Origin of the sequence: Streptomyces sp. WMMC500 (assembly GCF_027497195.1) — a bacterium.
Taxonomy (GTDB): Bacteria; Actinomycetota; Actinomycetes; order Streptomycetales; family Streptomycetaceae; genus Streptomyces.
In genome coordinates this window covers 8,033,305-8,052,300 of the sequence record NZ_CP114905.1, presented here as the reverse complement: position 1 = coordinate 8,052,300, position 18,996 = coordinate 8,033,305, and the positions used below count along the sequence as shown (strand labels likewise).

The following is an 18,996-nucleotide window of genomic DNA, read 5'->3' as shown; positions in this document are numbered from 1 at the left end:
CGGTCGGTGCGGGCGGTGGGGCGGGCGGGTGTCGCGGGGGCGGGTGGGGTGGTCGGGTCAGCGGGCGGAGGCGGTGATGCCGCGCAGGAACAGGCCGCGGAACACCAGGAAGACCAGCAGCGTGGGCAGCGAGACGATGAACGCGCCGGCGAGGATCACCGGCGGCCCGGCGGAGCTGTACGCCTGGTTGAGGGAGTTGAGGGCGGCCATCACCGGCTGGATCTCGGGGCTGCGGCTGAGCGTGATGCCGAACAGCAGGTCGTTCCAGACCGCGGTGAACTGGAAGATGAACGCGGCGCCGAGCCCGGAGCGCATCAGCGGCACGTGGATGCGCCAGAAGATGCGCCGCATGGACGCGCCGTCGAGCATCGCGGCCTCGGTGATCTCCGGCGGCATCGTCGTCATCTGGTTGCGGATGAGGAAGAACGCGAAGGGGATGGCCCAGGCGGCGTAGACGAGCATCAGGCCCAGGCGCGTGTCGTAGAGGTTGGCGTCGGCGTACATGCCGAACAGCGGGGCGAGGAACATCTGCAGCGGGAACAGCGTCCCGGAGAAGATCACCCAGAACCACAGGGCGGGCCGGGGTATCGGCAGCACGATGACGGCGAACGCGGCCATCGCCGCGACCACCACGGCCACGCCGCCGCAGACGAGGGCGTACAGCATGGAGCTGGCGAAGCCGTCGCCGATGCCGGCGTCGACCCAGGCCGTCTTGAGGTTGTCGAAGATGGCGAAGCCCTGCGGGGTCCAGTCGACGGCGCCGGTGTACTCCTCGGCGGGGGTGAGGGCGTTGACGATCAGGAGGTACAGCGGCAGCAGCCAGAGCAGCACGCAGCCGACGACGAAGAGGTTGCGCATGTGGCGTCCCATGTCGGTGTCTCCTCTCAGTCCTTGGCGCCGGGCATCTGGCGGCGCAGATAGAGCCACGAGGAAGCGACGACGATCACGGAGAGCACGAGCGCGACGGCCGACCCGTACCCGACGTGGAAGAGGCGGAACGCCTCGCGGTACATGGTCAGCGCCAGCGTCTCGGAGCTGCGCGAGGGACCGCCCTGGGTGAGGACCCAGATCATGTCGAACGCCTTGAGGCTGTTGACGATGGCCATGCCGACGACCACGACCGTGACGGCCCGGAGCTGCGGCAGGGTGATGTGGCGGAACATCCGCCAGCCGGTGGCGCCGTCCAGCTCGGCCGCCTCGGTCGTCTCGCGGGGGATGGCGCGCAGACCGATGGCGAAGAGGACGACGTTCAGGCCGGTGGCCTGCCAGGTGCTGGCCACGATCATCGAGATCGTGTTCTGCGGCCACTCCAGCAGCCAGCTCTGCGCCCAGGAGTCGAGGCCGACGCCGCGCAGGATCTGGTTGACCGCGCCGTCGGTGGTGAGCATGAAGCGCCACAGCGCGGCGGTGGCGGCGCCGGAGATCGCGAACGGCAGCACGATGACGAGCTGGGCGAGGCCGCCCAGGCGCATGCGGTGGGTGGCGACGGCGATGGCGAGGCCGGCGACGACGGGCAGCAGCAGGGTGCCGGCGACCCACAGGAAGGTGTTGAGCAGCGAGCGGCCGAAGATCGGGTCCTCGGCGAGCCGCGTGTAGTTGTCGATGCCGGTGAAGCTGCTGGTGAAGCCGTTGTCCTCGAAGAAGCTGCCGTAGATGCTGCGGAGGAAGGGGTAGACGAGCAGCACGCCGACGAGCAGGAGGGCGGGCAGCGCCCAGGGGACGCCGGCGAACGGGCCGCCCATGCGGCGCGTGGGGGTGTTCCGCGCGGCCTGGTGCGGGCTGCGGACGGGGATGCGGCGGCGCAGGCGTACGGGCTTGGCCGCGCCGGCGGTGCTCACGGTGTCGGTCATGACTTCTCCGCCTCCCGCCACACCTTCCACGCCTCGTCGGCGCGCTCCTGCATGGTCCGCAGCCCGTCGCGGTACGAGTGCGGGTCGATGAGCATGCCCGCGAGATCGTCCACGGTGGACTCGACGAGTTCGGGCGGGCCCTGCTCCCAGAAGCGGTTGAGCAGCCACAGGTCCTTCGACTGGCGCGTCACGCCGTCGATGACCGCGTTGACGGGCTTGACCATGGGGTTGGGGCTGCCGTCGGAGAGGCCGTGGGCGAAGGCCGTGGCGACCTCGGGGTGCAGCCAGCCGCCGGCGGCCTTGAGCGCCTCGTCCCGGTCGGGTCCCTTGACGGTGACGGCGAAGGCGCTGGACTCGAAGATCACGCAGGGCCGGGCGGCCGGGTCGGCCATGGGCAGCACGAAGGCGTCGAGGGTCTTGCCGGGCTTGGCGCCGGCGCCCGCGAAGACGGCGCCCAGCCAGGTGCCGCAGGCGACCATGCCGATGTCGCCGTGGATGACGGCCGCGGCGGCGTTGTTGTGGTCCACGTCCATGCTGGTGAACCAGTCCTTGTCGAAGAAGCCGGCGATCGTGCGCAGCGCGCGCTCGGCGCGCGCGTCGGTGTAGCGCTCCCGCCCGTTCATCAGGTCGTCGTAGAACTGCGGGTCCTGACGGCTCAGGATCTCCTGGAACCAGATGAACGCGGGCCAGCGGCCGGCCGTGGTGCCGTGCAGCGGGGTGATGCCGTTGTCCTTCAGCCGGGTGCAGGCGGTGAGGAAGTCGTCCCAGGTCTCCGGCTTGGTGAGGCGGTGCTCCGCGAAGACCTCGGGGTTGTAGAAGATCACCCAGTACGCGAGGTTCATCGGCAGCCCGTAGACGCGGCCGTCCTGGGTGAACGCCTCGCGCAGGGAGGGCTCGACCCAGCCGCGGGACTCGGCGGCCTCCCACTCCTTCGACAGGTCCTCGATGCCGCCGGTGCGCGCGAGGTCGCGCAGCCGGTAGCCGGACCAGTACTTGAGCAGGTCGGGGGTCTTCCGCGTGCGGAGCGAGGACTTGACGACCTGCTCGAAGGATTCGAGGGAGGGAATCACCTCGGGTACGAGCTGCACGCCGGCGGTGGACCGGAGCGCCTCGCCGGCGGCCTGCAGCGGCGCCTCCCAGGCGGGGTTGTCGCCGTGGATGGCGACCTTGCCGGGCCCCTGCCCCGCGGCGCTGCCGCAGGCGGCGGCCAGCCCGCCGGTGGCGGTGGCGAACGCGCCGGCCGCGGAGGCGCGGAGCAGGGTGCGGCGGTCGAAGCGGGTGGGGTGGGGGGTGGTCGTGCGGGGGTCGGCGGGTGGTGGGGGGATCGGCGGATGACGACCTGACATCGGGCGGCTCCCTGGGTCACTTCGCTCGTGTTATCGTTAACACGCACTGGAGGGAGCTTGACGGCCGACGGCGGCCGACGTCAATGGGCGTGCACTGAAATTTCAACAGACGGCCTGACAATGCGGGCCGCGCTTCGCCTTGCGGCGGAATGCCCGAAATGTATAGTTCTGGCCCAGCGGGGTCGCAGGCCCTTCGCGGCGCCTCTGCGCAAGGACGGCACCCGGCCGCCGGGCCTGCGACCTCCACGCCACCGGTGCCCGCCACCGGCAGAGGCAGCCGGCACCCCCGCCGAACGCGCCGACGACAATGGCCCGATGACCGACCCGCACCCCGCCCCCGCGCTCACCGTCCTCGGCCTGCTCAGCGGCACCTCGTACGACGCCGTGGACGCCGCCGTCTGCGACCTGCGCCTGGCCGGCGACGAACTCCACCTGCACCCCCGCGGCCTGCACAGCGTCCCGTTCCCCGACGAGCTGCGCCGCGGCGTCGCCGCCTGCCTGCCGCCGGCGCGGACGACGGTGGCCGAGGTCTGCCGGCTCGACACCGAACTGGGCCGGTTCTTCGGCCGGGTGGCCGCCGAGGCGGTCGAGACGGCCGCGGGCGGGCACGCCGACCTCGTCGTCTCGCACGGGCAGACCGTCTACCACTGGGTCGAGGGCCGGCAGGCCCGCGGCACCCTCCAGCTCGGCAACGCCGCGTGGATCGCCGAGGCCACGGGGCTGCCGGTCGTCTCCGACGTGCGCGTCCGCGACATCGCCCGCGGCGGCCAGGGCGCCCCGCTCGCCTCCACCCTCGACGCGCTGCTGCTGCTCGGCGACGGCCCCGGACCGCGGCGCGGGGCGCTGAACCTGGGCGGCATCGCCAACGTCACGGTCCGCGGCGGCTCCGGCGAGGTCGTCGCGTACGACCTGGGCCCCGCCAACGCGCTCATCGACGCGGCGGTGACCGACGGCACGGACGGCGCGGAGACGATGGACACCGACGGCGCGCGGGCGCGCCGCGGCACGGTGGACCGGGAGCTGCTGCGGCGGCTGCTGGCCGAGCCGTACTACGCGCTGGCGGCGCCCAAGTCCACGGGCAAGGAGCTGTTCCACGGGGCGTACCTGCGCGAGCAGGTCGCGGCGCACGCGGCGAGCACGGGCGGGGGCGCCGCCGGGCGGCCCGCACTGGACGACCTGGTGGCCACCGTCACGGAGCTGACCGCGGAGCTGGTCGCGGCGGCCTGCCGGGAGTACGGGCTGGAGGAACTGGTCGTCTCCGGCGGCGGGGTGCGCAACCCGGCGCTGATGGCGCGGCTCGCGGAGCTGTGCGCGCCGGCGCGGGTGTCGCTGATCGAGGACCACGGGCTGTCGTCGCAGGGCAAGGAGGGGTATCTCTTCGCGCTGCTGGGCTTTCTGACGGTGTGCGGGCTGCCGGCGTCCGTCCCGTCGGCGACCGGGGCGCGCGAGGCGGCGCCGCTGGGGTCGATCACCCCGGGGGCGCGGCCACTGCGGCTGCCCGAGCCGGCGGCGAAGGCGCCGGTGCGGCTGCGGGTGGTGTGACCGCCGGCTCGTGCCTGACGGGCGGTCATCCGGCCGGTGACCGACCCGAGGAAGCCCGCCGTTGCGTGACGGGCGGCGGTGCCTGCCGATCGCCGACCGCCGACCGCCCGGCGAGAACCGGCGGCAGCGCCGATGGCAGACTTGCGGCCCATGTCCGCAGAAGATCCGCGCATGCATCTGCTCCAGGCCGCACAGTCGCTCGCCGAATGCGAGTTCCTGCTGCGGCAGTTCAGCGACGCACCCGCGATACCCGAGCTGACAGCCGAGGCGCGCCGCCGCTGTGACCGGGCGGAGCAGCGACCGCACGGCGATGCCGAGACCGCCGCCACGCTGGCGATCCTGCGTGCGACGGCTGCGACGTTCGATCTCCGGCACGTGGCGGTGTCCGCCGTGCGCTGCGATTTCGATGACGAGGACGGGACCCTCCTGGACGGGCTGGGAAAGTACGACGGCGACGGCGTGAGCCGGCCGCTCGCGGAGGAAGCCGTCCGCACCACGGAGGCGGCCGTGGACGCGGACCCCCACGACGCCCTCATGCCGCTCTACCTGGGCCATGCCCGCACCTGGACGGGCGACCGGGACGCCGCCACCGCCGCCTACCGGGAGGCCCTGCGCCGCGCCCCCGGCGACGGTTGCGCCCGTTCCGCCCTGACCTACCTGCAGGCGCCGGCCGGCCGCAAGCCGCGGAGCGAGGGGAACGAGCGGAGCCACCCCGGCCACGCCTTCGCGCTCCTGCGCAGCGCCCACTGGATCAACAACAACGAATGGGAGGACGCCCTCGTCCTGTTCCCCTCCGTCGCCGACGTCCGCACGCACCTGGCGACCGTCCTCGACCCCGGCCCGGGCGACTCCCGCCCCGGCCTCCTGACCGGTGAGGACCTCGACGACGAGGGCGCGGAGCTGACCCTGCACCTCCACCGTCCCGGGCGCCCGGTCGCCACGTACGACCTGAACGCCCGTCTCCCTGAGACCGCCGAGGCCACGACCGTCGACTGGACCGGTATACCGCTGGACGAGCCGCTGGATCCGCCTCTCCCCCCGGGCCGCCCCCTTCGCCTTCACTCCCGGGTCTGCTTCCCCGCGACCCGCACATGAGTCGCCGGGGCGGCGGATCGCTTACGGGGTGCGGCTCGTTGGACTACCTTTTGTGCCTTCAGCGCGACCGGCGGGAGAGTTTCTGATGGGCGACACCGACGGCGGCGGCAGAGCGCCGCTGATCGACACCACCGTGCCGCAGTCGGCACGCATCTGGAACTTCTGGCTCGGCGGCAGCGACAACTACCGCGTGGACCGGCTCGCGGGCGAGGCGTACGTGCGGCTCTCGCCCGCCATCGTCGACATCGCCCGCGCCTCCCGCGCCTTCCTCACCCGCTCCCTGCGCTACCTCGCGGCCGAGGCCGGGATACGCCAGTTCCTCGACGTCGGCACCGGGCTTCCGACGGCCCAGAACACGCACGAGGTGGCGCAGGCGGTCCACCCGTCGGCGCGGGTCGTCTACGTCGACAACGACCCGATGGTCCTCGCGCACGCCCGCGCCCTGCTCGTCCCCCGCCCCGACGGTGCCTGCGACTACGTGAACGCCGATCTCCACGACCCGGGCGCGGTGCTGGACGGCGCGGCGAAGACGCTGGACTTCGACGAGCCGGTGGGCCTGATCCTCAGCGGGATCGTGGGGCACGTCTCGGACTACGACGAGGCGCGCCGGATCGTCGCCCGCCTGGTCGGCGCCCTGCCGGCCGGCAGTCATCTGGTCCTCAGCGACGGGACGGGCGTGGTGAACCCGCAGACGCGGCGGGCGCAGGACGCGTACAACAGGAGCGGCGCGGTGCCCTACGTGCTGCGTACACCGCAGGAGATCGAGGGCTTCTTCGCGGGGCTGGAGCTGGTGGAACCCGGTGTCGTGTCCTGCCCGCGGTGGCGGCCGGAGGGCGGCGGCACGCCGGAGCTGGTCGATCAGTTCGGCGGCGTGGGGCGGAAGGCGGGCGGCGCGTGATGGGGGACGGGTTCGATCCGGGGGCGGTACGGGCCGTGGCGTTCGACGTCTTCGGCACCACCGTGGACTGGCGCACGGGCGTCGCGGAGCAGGTGGCGCACCTGGCGCGGCGGCGCGGCGTGGAGCTGGACGGCGCCGCCTTCGCCGACGAGTGGCGGGAGATGTACCTGCCGTCGATGGGCCGGGTCAACAGCGGCGCGCGGGCGTGGGCGTATCTCGACGTGCTGCACCGCGAGTCGCTGGACGAGCTGCTCGAACGCCACGGCGTCGCCGCCGCCTTCGACGAGGACGCGCGCGGTGAGCTGGTGCGCGCCTGGCACCGGCTGCCCGCCTGGGGCGACGCGGCCGCGGGCCTGGCGCGGCTGCGCGGCCGGTACGTGGTGGCGGCGCTGTCCAACGGCGGCTTCGCGCTGCTCACCCATCTGGTGAAGGCTGCCGGCCTGCCGTTCGACTGCATCCTCTCCGCCGAGCTGGCGCAGCGCTACAAGCCGGATCCGGCGCCGTACCTGACGGCCGCCCGGCTGCTGGACGTCGCGCCCGGTGAGCTGCTGATGGTGGCCTGCCACGGCTGGGACCTGGGGGGTGCGCGCGGCGCCGGGCTCAGGACCGCGTTCGTCGGCCGCCCGCTGGAGAAGGGCCCGGCGGGGGCGGCGGACCGCGCGGCGGACGTGCCGAGCGATCTGGCGGCGGCGGACTTCACGGAACTGGCCGACCGGCTGGGCTGTCCCTGACTGAACCTTCGCCCTCAGCCACTCGGCGCGGGCTTCGCCTCCCCGGCCACCTCGTCCCAGGAGACGGTGCGGTCGCACCAGCGCTCCAGCAGCGTGCGGTCGTGGCCGACGGCCAGCAGCGCGGCGCCCGAGGTGCGGCGGTAGTCCTCGACGGCCGCGACGAGCGCCGCGGTGGTGGAGGCGTCGAGCATCGCCGTCATCTCGTCGCACACCAGGATCCGGGGGCCGAGCGCCAGCGCGCGGGCGAGGCAGGCCCGTTGGAGCTGGCCGTCGCTGACCTCGTGGGGGCGGCGGGCCAGCAGGTCGGGGGTGAGGCCGACGAGTGCGGCCAGTTCCCCGGTACGGGCCGGGGCCTCGGCGCGGCGGCCGGTGGCGCGCAGCGGCTCGCCGATCAGGGCGGCGAGGGTCAGCCGCGGGTCGGCGGCGAGGCGCGGCTGCTGGAAGACCACGCCGAAGGCCGTGCGCTGTTCGCGGGGGGCGCGGTGGCGCCAGCCGCGCACGGGCTCGCCGTCCAGCAGCACCTCGCCGGCGTCCGGGCGGTGCAGTAGCGCGGCGACGCGCGCGAGGGTGGACTTGCCGCAGCCGCTGGGGCCGAGGAGCCCCGCGGCCTCGCCGGGGGCGAGGGTCAGGGAGACGCCGCGTACGACGGGGGCGCGGCGGTCGTATCCGGCGGTGACGGCGCGCAGTTGCAGCGGGGGCGGGGCTTCAGCGGGCATCGACGGCCTCCGGCTGCTGGGGCGGTCCCGCCTCGTCGGTCCGCTGCGTCGGCATCTGCTTCGCCCCGGCACTGCCGGGCTCCGGCGGAGCGGTGTCCGCGGGCACCGGGTGGTGGCACGCCACGCCCGCCGTCAGCGCCGGCACCGCCTCGCAGGCGGCGGTGGCGTACGTGCACCGCGGCGCGAACGCGCAGCCGGGCGGCAGCGCCCCCAGCTCCGGCGGCAGACCCGGGATGGGCGTGAAGCCGCGCTCCGGGAGGGCGTCGAGGAGGCCGCGCGCGTACGGGTGCCGGGGCCCGGGGGCGCCGAAGAAGGCGGCGGCGTCCGCGAGTTCGACGATCCGGCCGGCGTACATCACCGCCACCCGGTCCGCGATCCGCTCCGCGGCGGCCAGGTCGTGGGTGATCATCAGCAGCCCGTGCCCGTCGTCCACCCGGCGGCGCAGCTCGTCGACCGTGCGCTCGACGAGGTCGCGGTCGAGGCCCGTGGTCGGCTCGTCTGCCAGCAGCAGCGGCGGTCCGCCGACGAGGGCCAGCGCGGTGGCGGCGCGCTGGGCGAGGCCGCCGGAGAGTTCGTGCGGGTAGCGGTCGAGGTGGTCGGCGGGGAACGCGGCCCGCGCCGCGGCCTCTTCCGCGGCTGCCCGCAGCCCGGGCTTGCGGGTGTCGGTCAGCTCGCGGACGACCTCCTGGAGCTGGGCGCGCACGGTCCGTACGGGCGTCAGGTGCGCGGCCGGGGACTGCGGGATGAGGCCGACGCGGCGGCCCCGTACCCGGCGGGCCAGCTCCGCCTCGCCGGCGCCGAGCAGTTCCAGGTCGCCGAGGTGCGCGGCGCCCGCGGTCTCGGCGTTCTCCGGGAGCAGCCCGAGGAGCGCCGAGGCGAGCACGGACTTGCCGCAGCCGCTCTCGCCGACGAGGGCGACGCACTCGCCGGGGGCGAGGGCGAGGGAGACGTCGGTGACGGCCGCGACGTACCGGCCGCGGGGCATCCGGAAGCGGACCGACATGCGGTCGAGGACGAGCAGCGGCGCGGCGGCCCCGGCGCCGCCGTCTGCGGGGCCTGTGCCGGCCGCGGAGCCCGTACGGTCTGTGCCGGCCGCGGATTCCGTACGGTCCGTGGCGTCCGTGCGGTCCGTCACAGCGTCAGCTCCGATCGGCGGCGCGGGTTCAGCCGCTCCCGCCACGCGCCGGCGAGACCGGCGACGGCGAGGGTCGGGATGATGATGAACAGGCCCGGGAAGAGGGTGGGCCACCAGTCCCCCGCCAGCAGCGCGCCGCGCGCGCCCTGCACCATCGCGCCCAGGCTCGCCTGGTGCGGCGGCAGCCCGAGGCCGAGGAACGACAGCGCCGACTCGTGCCAGATCGCGTGCGGCACCATCAGCACCGCCGCGAGACCCGCCTGCGGCAGCACCCCGGGCACGAGGTGGCGGATCGCGACCCGGGTCCGCGAGGCGCCGCCGGAGACGGCCGCGTCCACGAACGGCCGGCCGCGCAGCGACAGCACCTCGGCGCGCACGATGCGGCAGGTCGACACCCAGTGGGTCAGGCCGACGGAGGCGACGACCGGCCACACCCCGGGCTGGAAGAGGGCGACGATGAAGATGCCGAGCAGCAGATGCGGTACGGAAGCGAAGACGTCCACGAGCCGCATCACGGCCCGGTCGACGTGCCCGCCGAGCGCCCCGGCCAGCGCCCCGACGGCGGTGCCGACGACGGTGGCGACGAGCGCGGCGACCACGCCGACGAGCAGCGAGACGCGCAGCCCGTAGACGCAGCGCAGCAGTACGTCCCGGCCGAGGTCGTCGGTGCCGAAGAGGTGGGAGAGGGACGGCGCGGCGAGCTTGTTGGCGATGTCGACGGCCTGCTGGTCGAGTTGGACCAGCGGCGGGACGACGAGCACCGTGAGAACGGCGAGCGCGACGACCGCGGCCGAGGTGCGGACGCGCAGCGTGCGCACCGACTTGCGGCCGGCGCCGCGGGTGCGCCAGCGGGCCGCGTCCGGCGGCCCGCCGGGTGCGGCCGGCTGCCGTGCCGCCCGTGCTGTCTCAGCCATCGAAGCCCACTCTCGGGTCGGCGAGCCCGTACAACAGGTCGGACAGCAGGTTGCCGAGCAGCACCGCCGCCGTCGCCAGCACGGTGAGCGCGGCCAGCAGCGGGAAGTCGACGGACGTGGCGGCCTCGACGGTGGCCGCGGCGATGCCGGGCCAACTGAACACGGTCTCGATGAGCAGCGCGCCGGTGATCAGCTCCGGCACGCGGGTGCCGATCAGTGTGAGCACGGGCAGCAGCCCGGAGCGCAGCGCGTGCCCCAGCAGGACGGTGCGCTCGGCGAGTCCGCGGGAGCGGGCGCCGCGCACGGGGTCCTCGTCCAGCGCGTCGCCGACGCCCTGGCGGACGTAGAGCACGAACCACGGCATCTGCGAGACGGCGAGCACCGACGCCGGGAGCACCACGTGCTCGGCGACCTGCCCGAAGGTGACGACGTCCGTGCCGGTGTCGGTGAGCCCGCCGGCCGGCAGCGCGTCGAGCTGGAGCGCGAACAGCCAGACGGCGAGCAGCCCGAGCCAGAACGGCGGCGCCGCCTCCAGTGCGTACGCGACGGAGGTGACGGCCCGGTCGAGCATCCCGCCGCGGCGGCGGGCGGCCAGCACGCCGAGGAGCGTGCCGGCGACGATGGCGACCGCGAAGGCGACCGCGCACAGCAGCACGGTCCAGCCGATGCGCTCGCCGATGACGTCGGCGACGGGCTGGCGCATGCTGGTCGACTCGCCGAGGTCGCCGGTGACGACGGCGGAGAGCCAGTCCCACCAGCGGGTGACGAACGGATCGTCGGCGCCGAGGTTCTCCCGCAACTGGTCCAGCGCCTCCTGCGAGGCGCTGAACCCGGCGGTGCCCGCGTACGCCTTCACCGGGTCGAACGGCGAGGCGGCGGCGATGGCGAACACCCCGAAGGTGACGGCCAGCAGGACGGGGACGGCGTACAGCAGCCGCCGCCCGGCCATCCGCGCCATCGGGGCCAGCGGGAGCGCGCTCACGGCGCGGGCTGCCAGCTCTCGACGTTCCACCAGGGACCGCTGCCGAAGCCGTGCTCGTGCGGCTCGATCTGGGTGGTCAGGCCGCGCCAGGTGTCGGCGATGACGTAGATGTGGTCGATGTGGGTGAGGAAGACGTAGCCGGGATTCTCCCTGAGTTCCTGCTGCACCGTGTCGTACGCCCGCTTGCGGTCGGCCTCGTCGCCGGCCTTCCGGCCCTCGACGAGGGCGGTGTCGACGTCCGGGTTCTCGTACGAGGCCATGTTGTTGAAGCCCTGGCCGGCCAGCTCGGAGTAGAGCATCGGATAGAGGTCGAAGTCGGGGTCGGCGGGGCTGCCGCCGCCGGCGAGCACGGCGTCCTCGCCCATGCGCGGCTCGATGACCTCCCACGTGGCGCTCTCCACCCTGGCCTCGATGCCGACCTTCTTGGCGTCGCCGGCGAAGGCGAGGGCGTGCTCCTGGCGGAGCTTGTCGCCGGAGGGGTAGTAGAGGGTGAACGAGGCGCGCTGCCCGTCCTTCTCGCGGATGCCGCCGTCGCCGGGGCGCCAGCCGGCGTCGTCGAGGATCTCCTCGGCCTGCTCCGGGTCGTACGGGCGCTCGGTGCCCTTGGCGAACCACTCGCTGTCGGTGGGCACGGGCCCGTGGGCGGCCTTGCCCCGGCCTTCCAGGAGCTTGTCGACGAGGGTGTCGCGGTCGACGGCCACGTCGAGGGCGCGGCGGATGGCGACGTCCCCGGTGACGGGATTGTCGGTGGGCAGGGTGACGGCGCGGTGGTCGGCGCTGGTGGCGGCGAGCGTCTGCTTGTCGTCGTCCTCGGCGAAGGTCCTGGCGAGGTTCGGCGGCAGGATGGCGCCGTCGAGGTCGCCGGAGCGCAGCCGGGTGGCGCGGACGTCGTCGTCGGCGATGATGGCCATCGTCAGCTTCTTCACCTTCGGCTCGCCGCCCCAGTAGTCCGGGTTGGCGGAGAAGGTGAGCTTCTCGCCCTTGCGCCAGTTGTCCAGGACGTACGGGCCGGTGCCGACCGGCTCGGTGTTGAACGCTCCGGTGTTGACGTCGCCCTTGCCGGCGACGTGCTCGGGCGCGATGGGCAGCACGGTGCGCTCGGCGAAGGGCGCGTAGGGGTACTTCAGGCGGAAGACGACGGTGTCGTCGCCCTTGGCCTCGACGCTTTCCACGGCTTCCAGGTCGCCCTTGGAGGGGTTGTTGGTGCCGGGGTCGAGGATGGTCTCGTAGGTGAAGACGACGTCGGCGGCGGTGAGGGGCTCGCCGTCGCTGAACGTCACGTCGTCGCGCAGCTTGTACGTGTACGTGGTGCCGCCGTCGGTGATCTCGGGCAGCGCGCGGGCGAGGGCGGGCTGCAGCTCCAGGTCGGCGTTGCGGGCGAGGAGGCCGTCGAAGACCTTGGAGTTGCCGTCCTTGCCGTAACCGAGGAGCGGGCTGAGGGTGTCGGGCTCGCTGCCGACGCCGACGACCAGCGTGGTGCCGTTACCCCCGGAGGCGCCGGAGTCGTCGTCGGCGTCCGGGTTCGAGCAGGCGGCGGCTCCCGCGAGCACCGCCGCTGCCGCCGTGACCGAGACCGCTGCGCGTGTGCCGCGGACTGACATGCCCACTCCCCTGTTGAAGGCTGATCTCTCTTGCGAACCGTTCGCAATTAGAACCCATGATCGGGGCGCCGCGCAATGAGGGGCCCACTCGGCGGGCGCACGCGTCCGCCCAGGCCGGCGGGCGGTTCCGGCCGGACGCGACGTCCGCGCCGTGCGGCGGCCGTGGCCCCGGGCGGAACACGCCGCGCACGCGTGAGCGGCGCCGCCGGTGCTCGACCGGCGGCGCCGCGGCGCGCGGCGGGTCAGAGGACCCGGCGCACGTCCACGTCGTCGGCGTTGACGAAGCCGATGCGGTGGCCGATCTGGATGATGTGGTACTTGGTCTTGCCGCGGACCACCGTGCGGTCGCCCGGCGCGGAGCCGTCGAAGGACACGGCACGGTAGTACTCGCCGGGGACGGTGCCGCCGTAGGAGTACGCCTGCCCGGCCTTGAACTCGTACGGGTGCGCCGAGATCGGCTGGTACGGGATCTCCGGCGGGTACGCCGCCTGTTCCGGGTACGCCCGCCCGTAGACCGGCACCGACTCCTTGCCCCGCTTCGGCGTGACGATCTTCCCGGCGGTGAACTCGGCGACCGGCGCGTCCGCGGGGTTGTGGAACCAGCCCTTCAGGCCGTGGTACCAGATCGCCGTCCAGTCGCCCCTGCGCTCGGCGACCGCGTACCGCTGTCCGGCCGAGGCCCGGCTGCCGATGTCCGAGACGTGCATGTCGGACGCCCGGCCGTCGGGGTGCAGACCGATGTCCACCAGCAGCGGGGAGTCCGCGTCCGGCTGCGTGTGCAGGATCACGGACGACGAGGGCGCGAGCGGGCACGGCTCCTTCGGGTCGGAGCCGGTCTCGTAGCTGCACCCGGTGAACTGCGGCTGGTTCTCCTCGAAGTCCGGCTTGATGAGCACCATGGACTTCGAGAACCCGCCCGGGGCGCGCAGCGGGGCCTTCAGCAGCTCGAAGTAGCGCTCCCAGTCCCAGTACGGGCCCGGGTCCCAGTGCATGCCGGGGATGTTCGGCGTGGTCGTGCCGGGCACGTTGTCGTGGCCGATGATGTGCGTGCGGTCCAGCGGGATGTCGTACCTGGCCGCCAGGTAGCGCACCAGGGTGGCCGAGCTGCGCATCATCGCCTCGGTGTACCAGGTGCCCTGGGACTTGGCGAACCCCTCGTGCTCCAGGCCGATGGACTTGGCGTTGATGTTCCAGTTGCCGGCCTGCCAGGCGACGTCCTTGTGCTTGATGTGCTGCGCGATGTGGCCGTCGGACGAGCGCAGCGTGTACTGCCAGCTCGCCGCGCGGGTCGGGTCCTGGACCATGTTGATGACGCCGTCGTAGCGGCCCTCGGTGTCGTGGACGACGATGTACTCGATCTTCTGGTCGCGCGGCCGGTTCGCCTTGTCGTGGTTGACGTACGCCTCGATGTCGTCCGGGTTCGTCTGGCGGTACGTCGCCGGGATCCACTCGCAGCCGAGCCGGTCCGGGCACTCCACGTCCTCGTTCTCCAGTTGCGGGAGGCCGAGTTCGCCGAGCCAGCGCTGCTCCGGCGCCACGGACGGGTGGGCGGCGAGCCGGACGGCGTGGCCGTCGTCGGTGGTGCGGGCGGCTCCGTCGCGGATGGTCGCGTACACCTCGTCGGCGAACGTCGCCGCGTCCTGCTCGTACGCGGCGCCCGCGTACTTCGCGACCGCGCCGTACCAGTCGGCGGGGTCGGCGGAGGCCGGCGCGCCCAGGTCCTCCTGGTAGGCGGCCAGCAGCGCGGCGCCGCCGGCGATGTTCTCGGCGGGCCGCGCGCGCAGCGTCGCCACGTCGGTGCCGGTCAGCTCGGCGGCGGCGTACACCGTGGTGAGCGCGGGGCCGAACGTCTCCTCGCCGACGGGCCGTTCGGTGTCACCGCGGGGGTCCTCCGCGGTGCCGCTGTGGTGGTCCTCGGCGAGCACGGTGGGCCCGTCGGTCAGGTGCATGGGGCCGAAGCCGGCGTCGGTGCTCGGCTCGCCCGCGTGGGTGTCCCAGCGGGACTCCAGGTACGACACGCCGAGCAGCACGCTCTCCGGCACGCCGTACTCGTCGGCCGCCGCGGCGTACGCCGCCTGCCGGGTAGCGGGCGCCACGGCGCCGTCGCCCGCGCGGGTGTCGCCGGCTACGGCCGGGAGGGACGCCGAGGTCAGCGCCAGCAGCAGGCCGGCGCCGACGGCGGCCGTCGCCCAGGGTCGTCTTCGCGGGTCCGTCCGCGGGCGGGTGGTCGCAGTGGGAGGCAACGGGACTCCTCAGGGGGTTCGGGACGAGGACGTGCGCGTGCGGTGCGTATCAGGGGTACCGACTCCGTCACGTACCCGTCAATACCTCCCCGGGGCACGAAAGTTGCACGTCAGCCCGGCTGCCACCCAACTGCGCGGCGGCACTGGTCCAGACCGGTGCCGACGGCCGGCCGCGGCATGTCGCCGCGACCGGCCGCGGTACGGCCGCCGGGCCGACCCGCCCGGTTGCCCGGCGACCGGTCAGGGCACCCGGCGGCGCCGGGCGAGCCAGGTCTGCGCGATGACGACGACCACCAGGAAGCCGCCGCTGACGACCTGCTGGTAGGCGGAGTCGAGCGAGCCGATCTGGTTGATGACGTTCTGGATCACCTTCAGCAGCAGCACGCCGACCAGCGAGCCGCCGACGAAGCCCATGCCGCCGGAGAGCAGCGTGCCGCCGATGACGACGGCGGCGATGGCCTCCAGCTCCATCCCGTAGCCGAGGATGGTCACACCGGAGTCGAGCCACGCGGCGTTCAGCGCGCCGGCGAAGCCGGCGAGCAGCCCGCTGAGGGTGTAGACCAGTGTCTTGGTACGGGCCACGGGCGCGCCCATCAGCGCGGCGGCGTCCTCGTTGCCGCCGACGGCGTAGACGTGCTGGCCGAAGCGGGTGCGGCGCAGCACGATGCCGCCCGCGACGAAGAGGGCGGCGGTGATCCACACCGGGACGCCGATCCCGAGCAGCTTGCCCTGGCCGAGGTCGGCGAAGAACGAGCCCTCGGCGACGAGGTAGGTGTCGGCGCCCTCGTCGGTGATCGCCAGCATCACGCCGCGGGCGCCGAGCATGGCGGCGAGCGTGACGATGAACGGCGCGAGCCTGAGCCGGGCGATGAGCAGCCCGTTGACCAGGCCGAAGAGTCCGCAGACGGCCAGTGGCAGGAGCAGCGCCACCAGCGTGCCGTGGCGCGAGCCCCAGGCGGCGAGCACGCCGCCGAGCACGAACACGGAGCCGACGGACAGGTCGATGCCGCCGGTGACGATGACGAAGGTCATGCCGAGGGCGACGATGGCGAGGAAGGCGGAGGAGACCGCCATGTTCTCGATGTTGCCGGTGGTGGCGAAGGAGTCGAAGGACAGCGAGGCGACGGCGGCGAGGGCGATCAGCGCGACCAGCGCGCCGTGCTGCTGCGCGAGGGCGCTCAGCCGCTCGCCGCGGCCGGATCCGGCCGGCTCGCCGGAGTCGTACGTGGCCACCCGGTCGGCGGCGGTCTCGTCTTTCACGACGGTCACCGCTTCCCCCTCTCCCGCGCCGCGTAGACGGCGAGGATGATCACCACGGCCTGGGCGATCTGCGTCCACGACGGCTCCAGGTCGTGTTTGATCAGGGTGGCCGTCAGCAACTGGATGAGCACCGCGCCCGCGACCGTGCCGCCGATGCGGACCCGGCCGCCGGTCAGCGGGGTGCCGCCGACGACGACGGCGGTGATGGCGGACAGCTCCATCAGGTTGCCCAGCGAGGTGGGGTCGCTGGCCGACAGCCGGGCGGTGGCCAGGAAGCCGGCGACGGCGGCGAGCACGCCGCAGACGACGTACACCACGATCAGCACCCGGCGCACCGGCAGCCCGGCGAGCTGGGCGGCGGGGCGGCTGTCGCCGATGGCGAGCAACTGGCGGCCGAAGGTGGTGCGGCGGACGACGAAGCCGACGACGAGCGCCAGCGCCGTCGCGATCAGCACCACGTACGGCACGCCGGCGAACTCGCCGGAGCCGAGGGAGGCCATGCCGGGGTCGCGGATGTCCTCCAACTGCGGCAGCAGCACCAGCGCCAGGCCCCGGGCGCCGACCATCAGCGCGAGCGTGGCGACGATGGGCTGGACCCCGATGAACGCGATGAGCGAGCCGTTCACCAGGCCGACCGCGGCGCCGCCGACGACGGCGACGATCAGCGCGATCCACGGCCCGTACCCCATGTAGAGCGCGACCAGCGAGGTGGACAGGGCCATGACGGAGCCGACGGACAGGTCGACGCCCTCGCTGCCGATGGCCAGTGCCATGCCGAGGGCGACTATGACGACGGGGGCGACCTGGACGGCCTGGGTGCGGAAGTTCTCGGCGGACAGGAAGTGGGGGGTGAAGGCGATGTTGACGAGCAGCAGGAGGGCGACGCCGACGTAGACGCCGTACTCCTGCAGCCAGCGCAGCAACCGCTCGCGGTCGGCGGGCAGCGCGCGGCGCAGCGTGAGGTCAGCCATGGCCTGCCGCCTCCCCGCGGGCCCCGCGCGGCGCCGGGTCCGGGGCGGTGCCCGGCTCCGCGGCGGCCGCGATGGCCTCCATGAGTCTGTCCTCGGTGACGTCGTCGCCGGTCAGCTCGCCGACGACGGCGCCGTCCCTGAGCACCACCACGCGGTCGGACCCCTCGATCAGCTCCTCCACGTCGGAGGAGATCAGCAGCACGCCGAGGCCGTCCTCGGCGAGTTCGTCCACGAGCTTCTGCACCTCGGCCTTGGCGCCGACGTCGATGCCGCGCGTCGGCTCGTCCAGCAGCAGCACCTTGGGCTGCATGGCGAGCCAGCGGGCCAGCAGCACCTTCTGCTGGTTGCCGCCGGAGAGCTCGGCGACCTTCTGGTGCGGGCTGGCGGCCTTGATGCGCAGCCGGTCGACGAACGTCTTGACGACGGCGTCGATCCGGGCCTCGGAGACCAGTCCGTAGCGGGACATGCGCGGCAGCGCGGCCAGCGCGATGTTCTCGCGGACCGAGAGCCCCGGCACGATGCCCTCCGACTTGCGGTCCTCCGGCAGCAGGCTGATGCCGGCGCGGATGGCGGCGGGCGTGGAGCCGGTGCGTACGGGCGCGCCCGCGACGGTGACGCGGCCGGCGCCGAGCGGGAGGGCGCCGGCGATGGCCTTGGCGGTCTCGGTACGGCCGGAGCCCAGGAGCCCGCCGAGGCCGACGACCTCCCCGGGGCGTACGTCGAGGGAGACGTCGTGCAGTTCGTGCCGGCGCGTCAGGCCCTCGGCGCGCAGCACCGGCTCGGCGGCGCCTTCGTGGTGGTCGCCGGAGAACTTGGTCAGGCCCTCGGCGCGCACCTCGCCCATCTCCCGGCCGAGCATGAGGGAGACCAGCCGGAGCCGGTCGAGGCCGGCGAGCGGGCCGGTGTGCACCACGCGGCCGTCGCGGAGCACGGTGACGGTGTCGCAGACGGCGTACAGCTCGTCGAGGCGGTGGCTGACGTAGACGACGGCGACGCCGTCGGCGCGCAGCCGCTCGATGACGCCGAAGAGGGTGTCGACCTCGCGCGGTTCGAGGGAGGAGGTGGGCTCGTCCATGACGACGACGTCGGTGCGGCCGGCCGCGGAGACGGCGCGGGCGAGGGCGACCATCTGCTGGGCGCCGACGCCGAGTTCGGCGAGCGGACGGCGGACGTCGACGCGTACGCCGTAGTCGAGCAGCATGCGCTCGGACTCGCGGTGCATCCGGCCGAAGTCGATGAGGCCGCCGCGGCGGCGCGGCTCCCGGCCGAGGAGGAGGTTGCGGGCCACGCTCATCAGCGGGATGAGGTTGACCTCCTGGTAGATGGTCGAGATGCCGGCCTGCTGGGCGGCGAGCGGGGTGGCGAAGGACGCCGGCGCGCCGCGGTAGGTCAGCTCGCCCTCGTCTGGCCGGTAGACGCCGGTGAGGACCTTGATGAGGGTGGACTTCCCGGCGCCGTTCTCGCCGACGAGCGCGTGCACCTCGCCGGCCCGGGCGGCGAAGTCGACGCCGTCGAGGGCGAGGACGCCGGGGAAGCGCTTGGTCAGGTCGCGTACTGCCAGAACTGCGGGGCCTCCGGGGCCGACGGGGCCGGCGGGGCGCTCCGCCCCGCCGGCCCGGCCGTCGGCCGGGCCCGGTCCCGCGGGCCGGGCGGGCCCGCCGGACCCGTCCGGCCCGTGCCGCTCGGGCGGCTCGTTCGCTGCGGCCATCGGC

The 18,996-nt window shown here is 73.9% G+C and carries 16 protein-coding genes; 4 read left to right on the top strand and 12 right to left on the bottom strand.

All coding sequences use genetic code 11. The annotated features are described in order from the left end of the window. Nucleotides 1-57: 57 nt before the first annotated feature. Genes O7599_RS34720 through O7599_RS34710 form a run of 3 tightly spaced genes read right to left on the bottom strand, consistent with a single transcriptional unit; the run spans nt 58 to nt 3,196 of the window. Complete coding sequence (locus O7599_RS34720; RefSeq protein ID WP_281619570.1) at nt 58-870, bottom strand: carbohydrate ABC transporter permease; 813 nt, start codon at nt 868-870, stop codon at nt 58-60. A 14-nt stretch (nt 871-884) separates the two neighbouring features. Beyond that, entirely contained in the window at nt 885-1,850 is a 966-nt protein-coding gene (locus tag O7599_RS34715; RefSeq protein ID WP_281619569.1) for a sugar ABC transporter permease, read from the bottom strand. Then, the gene (locus tag O7599_RS34710) at nt 1,847-3,196 is read right to left on the bottom strand and encodes an extracellular solute-binding protein (protein WP_281619568.1); all 1,350 of its coding nucleotides are present in this window, start codon (nt 3,194-3,196) and stop codon (nt 1,847-1,849) included. Before O7599_RS34710 ends, O7599_RS34715 begins: the two co-directional genes overlap by 4 nt. Nucleotides 3,197-3,511: 315 nt before the next feature. On the opposite strand from O7599_RS34710, the gene O7599_RS34705 reads away from it, so the two are divergent. From O7599_RS34705 to O7599_RS34690, 4 genes are all read left to right on the top strand, one after another. Beyond that, nucleotides 3,512-4,738, top strand: a complete 1,227-nt coding sequence (locus tag O7599_RS34705) for an anhydro-N-acetylmuramic acid kinase (protein WP_281619567.1) — start codon at nt 3,512-3,514, stop codon at nt 4,736-4,738. 150 nt (nt 4,739-4,888) lie between these two features. Next, nucleotides 4,889-5,833: a hypothetical protein gene (locus tag O7599_RS34700; RefSeq protein ID WP_281619566.1), complete on the top strand. Its 945-nt coding sequence runs from the start codon at nt 4,889-4,891 to the stop codon at nt 5,831-5,833. A gap of 85 nt (nt 5,834-5,918) precedes the next feature. After that, nucleotides 5,919-6,731 carry an SAM-dependent methyltransferase gene (locus O7599_RS34695; protein ID WP_281619565.1) on the top strand — a complete coding sequence of 271 codons (813 nt, stop codon included), beginning with the start codon at nt 5,919-5,921 and terminating at the stop codon, nt 6,729-6,731. Continuing rightward, the gene (locus O7599_RS34690; protein ID WP_281619564.1) at nt 6,731-7,462 is read left to right on the top strand and encodes a haloacid dehalogenase type II; all 732 of its coding nucleotides are present in this window, start codon (nt 6,731-6,733) and stop codon (nt 7,460-7,462) included. Before O7599_RS34695 ends, O7599_RS34690 begins: the two co-directional genes overlap by 1 nt. A gap of 14 nt (nt 7,463-7,476) precedes the next feature. Here the strand turns inward: O7599_RS34690 and O7599_RS34685 are convergent, their stop codons facing one another. The 9 genes from O7599_RS34685 to O7599_RS34645 all read right to left on the bottom strand — a co-directional run bounded on the left by O7599_RS34685 (nt 7,477) and on the right by O7599_RS34645 (nt 18,992). After that, complete coding sequence (locus tag O7599_RS34685; RefSeq protein WP_281619563.1) at nt 7,477-8,178, bottom strand: ATP-binding cassette domain-containing protein; 702 nt, start codon at nt 8,176-8,178, stop codon at nt 7,477-7,479. Next, nucleotides 8,168-9,313 carry an ABC transporter ATP-binding protein gene (locus O7599_RS34680; protein WP_281619562.1) on the bottom strand — a complete coding sequence of 382 codons (1,146 nt, stop codon included), beginning with the start codon at nt 9,311-9,313 and terminating at the stop codon, nt 8,168-8,170. The genes O7599_RS34685 and O7599_RS34680 overlap by 11 nt, the downstream gene beginning before the upstream one ends. After that, nucleotides 9,310-10,227, bottom strand: coding sequence for an ABC transporter permease (locus O7599_RS34675; RefSeq protein WP_281619561.1), 918 nt, complete (start codon nt 10,225-10,227; stop codon nt 9,310-9,312). Before O7599_RS34675 ends, O7599_RS34680 begins: the two co-directional genes overlap by 4 nt. After that, nucleotides 10,220-11,185, bottom strand: coding sequence for an ABC transporter permease (locus O7599_RS34670; protein ID WP_281623640.1), 966 nt, complete (start codon nt 11,183-11,185; stop codon nt 10,220-10,222). Before O7599_RS34670 ends, O7599_RS34675 begins: the two co-directional genes overlap by 8 nt. 20 nt (nt 11,186-11,205) lie before the next feature. Further along, entirely contained in the window at nt 11,206-12,810 is a 1,605-nt protein-coding gene (locus O7599_RS34665) for an ABC transporter substrate-binding protein (protein ID WP_281619560.1), read from the bottom strand. Nucleotides 12,811-13,052: 242 nt separating this feature from the next. Further along, nucleotides 13,053-15,053 carry an N-acetylmuramoyl-L-alanine amidase gene (locus tag O7599_RS34660; protein WP_281619559.1) on the bottom strand — a complete coding sequence of 667 codons (2,001 nt, stop codon included), beginning with the start codon at nt 15,051-15,053 and terminating at the stop codon, nt 13,053-13,055. A gap of 240 nt (nt 15,054-15,293) precedes the next feature. Then, a complete protein-coding gene (locus O7599_RS34655) occupies nt 15,294-16,322 on the bottom strand; it encodes an ABC transporter permease (protein ID WP_281619558.1) in 1,029 nt (342 codons plus the stop codon). Then, nucleotides 16,319-17,284 (bottom strand): ABC transporter permease, encoded by a 966-nt coding sequence (locus O7599_RS34650; protein WP_281619557.1) that lies wholly within the window; start codon nt 17,282-17,284, stop codon nt 16,319-16,321. The genes O7599_RS34655 and O7599_RS34650 overlap by 4 nt, the downstream gene beginning before the upstream one ends. Then, entirely contained in the window at nt 17,277-18,992 is a 1,716-nt protein-coding gene (locus O7599_RS34645; protein WP_281619556.1) for a sugar ABC transporter ATP-binding protein, read from the bottom strand. The genes O7599_RS34650 and O7599_RS34645 overlap by 8 nt, the downstream gene beginning before the upstream one ends. Between the last annotated feature and the right edge of the window lie 4 nt (nt 18,993-18,996).